We start from the raw sequence: 4,037 nt of genomic DNA, 5'->3' as shown, positions 1-4,037 counted from the left end.
AAAGTATAACGCCTGGGAGACTAGGTGTCCTTTTTTTGCAAAAAAACAGGCCTAAGTTTCTCAGTGTTGAACTTAATCAACACTAAAAAGCTTAGACCCTGTTTTTTTGTGTCCTATTAACCAAAATTCTGAGCAAAGAAACACGATCAATCAGCATTGCTAAGCGAGTAAAAATTAATTTATGAGAATTGGTATAGACGTTGGAACGCCTAAAGTAAAGGAAATATAATGATAATTCCACTTGTGGTATACGTTTATTAGTGGTACCCTAATAACTAATGAAAGCGCTAATACATAACGCAAATTTGGAGGTAATTATTATGACAACTGTATTAATCGTCTGTGGAAGTGGTATTACGAGTCAATTATTGCAAGAAACTGCTCAAAGGTCAGCGGAAGCATACCGCGCTGATATTACGTTTGAAGCAACCAGTTATGCTGCAGCAGCAAGTAATGGATTAGAGCGCGCTGATCTAGTTCTGGTTGCGCCTCAAGTTAGTTATGATTACACGGCTTTAAAAGCAGTTAATCCTCGACTAGAAAAGATTCCAGACAATATCTATGCTTGGGTCAATGGTGAAAGCCTGATTAAATTTGCGATGACTGAATTAGATAAGAATAAGGTTGCCGGCTAAATCAGTTTAATGTGGGGTTTAATGAATGGGTCTTTTTGCTAGACAGCTTTCCGTTAAAAACGCCGTTATCCAGTGTTCTTAGCAGAAATAACATTGCGCTGGGACCTTTTCGGGCGTATAATATTCAATATGTTTCAATTAGAATATTATGAGGAGCGGGTTTCCCGCTCCTTTATCATCACTCCGGTAAATAAATGGTATTGCTTGAGTGAGAGATATGTCTGGAGGGTTTTTTTTGGATAACCAAGGGAACAAGCAAGTAGATCGTTCCTTCTTCGGTCAGCCACGTGGATTATCTACGCTGTTCATGACTGAAATGTGGGAACGGTTTAGTTACTATGGTATGAAAGCAATTCTGATCTACTATATGTACTTCTCAATTGCCAAGGGTGGCCTTGGCATGGACAAGGGGCTGGCAGCCTCAATCATGTCGATTTATGGGTCGTTAGTTTACTTAACTTCAGTTCTTGGTGGCTTTTTAAGTGACCGAATCTGGGGTAGTCGTAAAACGGTGTTTATTGGCGGTGTTTTGATCATGTTTGGTCATATCTGCCTTTCCGTACCAGCTGGTAAAATTGCACTATTTATTTCAATTTGCTTAATTACAGTTGGTACTGGCCTGTTGAAGCCAAACGTTTCTGAAATGGTTGGGACACTTTATTCACCAGAAGACACTCGTCGTGATTCTGGTTTTACGATTTTCGTTTTTGGGATTAACTTAGGTTCATTAGTTGCACCAATCGTGGTACCAGCTATGTGGTCAGCATTTAACTTCCACGCTGGTTTCTCACTGGCTGCAATTGGGATGTTCTTTGGTTTAGTTTCTTATTGGTATGGTGGTAAGAAATATCTCAGTGCTGATTCACTTTATCCTGATGATCCCCTGGAACCAGGGGAGGCTAAAAAATTATCCTTCCGAGTTGGTTTGGGTGTTGTTGCCTTTGTACTGATCTTATTGGGTATGTACGCTTTCAACGCATTCAACATTACCAACTTTATTACCTTGCTTAGTATCATTGCTGTTTTAACACCAGTTGCTTACTTCGCAGTGATGTTAACCAGCAAGAAGGTTACTAAGCATGAACGTTCCCGTGTTTGGGCCTATGTGCCATTATTTATCGCCGCTGCAATTTTCTGGGCGATTGAGGAACAAGGGATGGTTGTGCTGGCACTGTTTGCACAATCACAGACCAACAACACGGTTCATATCTTTAACTGGGTCATTCACATTAACCCAGCTAACTATCAATCACTGAACCCATTGTTCATCTTGATCTATACGCCAATCTTTGCTACTTTGTGGACGAAGTTGGGTAAGAAACAACCTTCTTCACCAAGCAAGTTCTCCTTAGGGATGCTCGTTACCGGGTTTTCATACTTATGGATGGTGATCCCAGTGGCAATGTTTGGTGCGCATTCATTGGTTAGTCCACTATGGTTAGTTGGTAGCTGGGCAATCATTGAAGTCGGTGAATTATTGATTTCACCGATTGGACTGTCTGTCACCACGAAGCTGGCACCAAGCGCGTTCCAGTCTTCCATGATGAGTATGTGGTTCTTAGCTGACTCCGCTGGACAAGCCGTGAACTCACAAATCGTTCGATTCTATACACCAGGTAATGAAGTGGGTTACTTCAGCATTATTGGGATTGTTTCCATTATTGCTGGTATCATTCTCTTCTTCATGATTAAGCCAATTAAACGCTTAATGGAAGGTGTACTATAAACCTGTAATTTCAAAGTTGTGTTACGATAATCTCGTGACACAACTTTTTTATTTGGGAGAAAATAATGGTTAAAGTAGCAATGGTGAGCGATTTACATTTTGATATCAACAAGGTGAACACCAAACAGGCGCTCGTCTATCAGAGTCGATGGTTGAAAGAAAACCAGATTGGCGTTTATTTAATTGCTGGTGATCTATTTAATCACTTTGATCGGTCGCTAGCCTTTGCCGAGAAACTGCAAAAAATGACGCCTAACACGGTTATCAGGTTTGTTGCTGGTAATCATGATATGGTAAACGATATCAGCTATAAGGACCTCCAGAAGCCCTTATCAGCGACTTATCTTCATCGTAAGCACTATGATGTGCCTAATACTGATTGGCGCATTATTGGTAATAATGGCTGGTACGATTACACCTTTTCAGCGGTCTTGCACCGGCCTGATGATGCTTTCTGGCACTGGAAACGGGCTTACTGGATCGATGGTGCCATTGAGCAGCCAATGAGCGATCCTCAACGTTTTGCTCAGGAGCTGCAAGTTATTGAACGCCAGCTGCAGCAAGCACAGCAGGATAATAAACGCGTGTTATTCATGACCCACTTTGTGCCGCGCATCGAATATCTGCACATCACGTCCGATAACCGTTTCTGGAATATGGCTAACGCAATGTTAGGCAGTGTGCGAATGGGCCAACTACTGGCGCAGTACCACGTGAAGAAAGTTTTATTTGGCCATCTGCATATCCATCCAGCACCCCGTGAATTTGAGGGAACGCTCTATTACAATCAGTCAGTGGGGTATGGCACAGCCAGAAGGCGGGAATGGTTAACGGCTACTTTTCAATCAGAATGGCTAGCACGGGTCAAAGTCATCGATTTGTCGAATAAAAGTGAGTAAAACCCATTTTTTATGAGAAATAACCGGAAACCAGCTTGACGAAACTCACTGATTTTTGGTATTATAATTAAGTTGATTTGTGACAAACATTTATGGATGGGTAGCGAAGTCTGGCTAAACGCGGCGGACTGTAAATCCGCTCCTTCGGGTTCGGTGGTTCGAATCCACTCCCATCCATCATTATTGGGCTATAGCCAAGCGGTAAGGCATCGGGTTTTGATCCCGTGATGCGCTGGTTCGAATCCAGCTAGCCCAATTCAACCAGATTTAGGTTGACTAATTATACGATGTGCTGTATAGTTATTAGCGTTGTTGATATTTATTATGGATGGGTAGCGAAGTCTGGCTAAACGCGGCGGACTGTAAATCCGCTCCTTCGGGTTCGGTGGTTCGAATCCACTCCCATCCATCATTATTGGGCTATAGCCAAGCGGTAAGGCATCGGGTTTTGATCCCGTGATGCGCTGGTTCGAATCCAGCTAGCCCAATTCGTTACGCCTTTCTCGTTATTCTAGGATAACGAGTTTTTTTATTGCTTAGAATAATTTGGGTCTTTGTCAAACGGTGTTGATTAACGACTTGATTATATTTAGAGCTTTCTCTTCGGAGGAAGCTCTTTGTTGCTTACGGGATTTGAGTGGTCGAGATCGGAAATATCGGGACTTTGTACCCTTTAAATGGATTTTGGGTACACTAAATAACCCTTTGTTCTAGGGGCATTCGCAATAGGGACTAAGCAGCGATTTGGAAGATTCGGATAAACATGTTTTCTTGGTT

Annotated in this window: 3 protein-coding genes and 4 tRNA genes; all 7 read left to right on the top strand. The window is 42.2% G+C overall.

Translation table 11 applies throughout. The annotated features are described in order from the left end of the window. Nucleotides 1-320 precede the first annotated feature (320 nt). The 7 genes from FFM73_RS12135 to FFM73_RS12105 all read left to right on the top strand — a co-directional run bounded on the left by FFM73_RS12135 (nt 321) and on the right by FFM73_RS12105 (nt 3,748). Entirely contained in the window at nt 321-635 is a 315-nt protein-coding gene (locus tag FFM73_RS12135) for a PTS sugar transporter subunit IIB (RefSeq protein ID WP_171001296.1), read from the top strand. Nucleotides 636-870: 235 nt separating this feature from the next. After that, nucleotides 871-2,361, top strand: coding sequence for a peptide MFS transporter (locus FFM73_RS12130; protein ID WP_235874515.1), 1,491 nt, complete (start codon nt 871-873; stop codon nt 2,359-2,361). Between the two features lie 65 nt (nt 2,362-2,426). Next, nucleotides 2,427-3,260 (top strand): metallophosphoesterase, encoded by an 834-nt coding sequence (locus tag FFM73_RS12125; protein WP_235874514.1) that lies wholly within the window; start codon nt 2,427-2,429, stop codon nt 3,258-3,260. 94 nt (nt 3,261-3,354) lie between these two features. After that, nucleotides 3,355-3,437: transfer RNA gene (locus FFM73_RS12120), tRNA-Tyr, on the top strand. 7 nt (nt 3,438-3,444) lie between these two features. Then, a tRNA-Gln gene (locus FFM73_RS12115) sits at nt 3,445-3,516 on the top strand. A 70-nt stretch (nt 3,517-3,586) separates the two neighbouring features. Then, a tRNA-Tyr gene (locus tag FFM73_RS12110) sits at nt 3,587-3,669 on the top strand. A 7-nt stretch (nt 3,670-3,676) separates the two neighbouring features. Beyond that, nucleotides 3,677-3,748 (top strand) — tRNA-Gln (locus FFM73_RS12105). The last annotated feature ends 289 nt before the right edge of the window (nt 3,749-4,037 follow it).

This window comes from Secundilactobacillus hailunensis (assembly GCF_005405185.1).
Classification (GTDB): domain Bacteria; phylum Bacillota; class Bacilli; order Lactobacillales; family Lactobacillaceae; genus Secundilactobacillus; species Secundilactobacillus hailunensis.
This window is presented reverse-complemented; position numbering and strand designations above follow the sequence as displayed.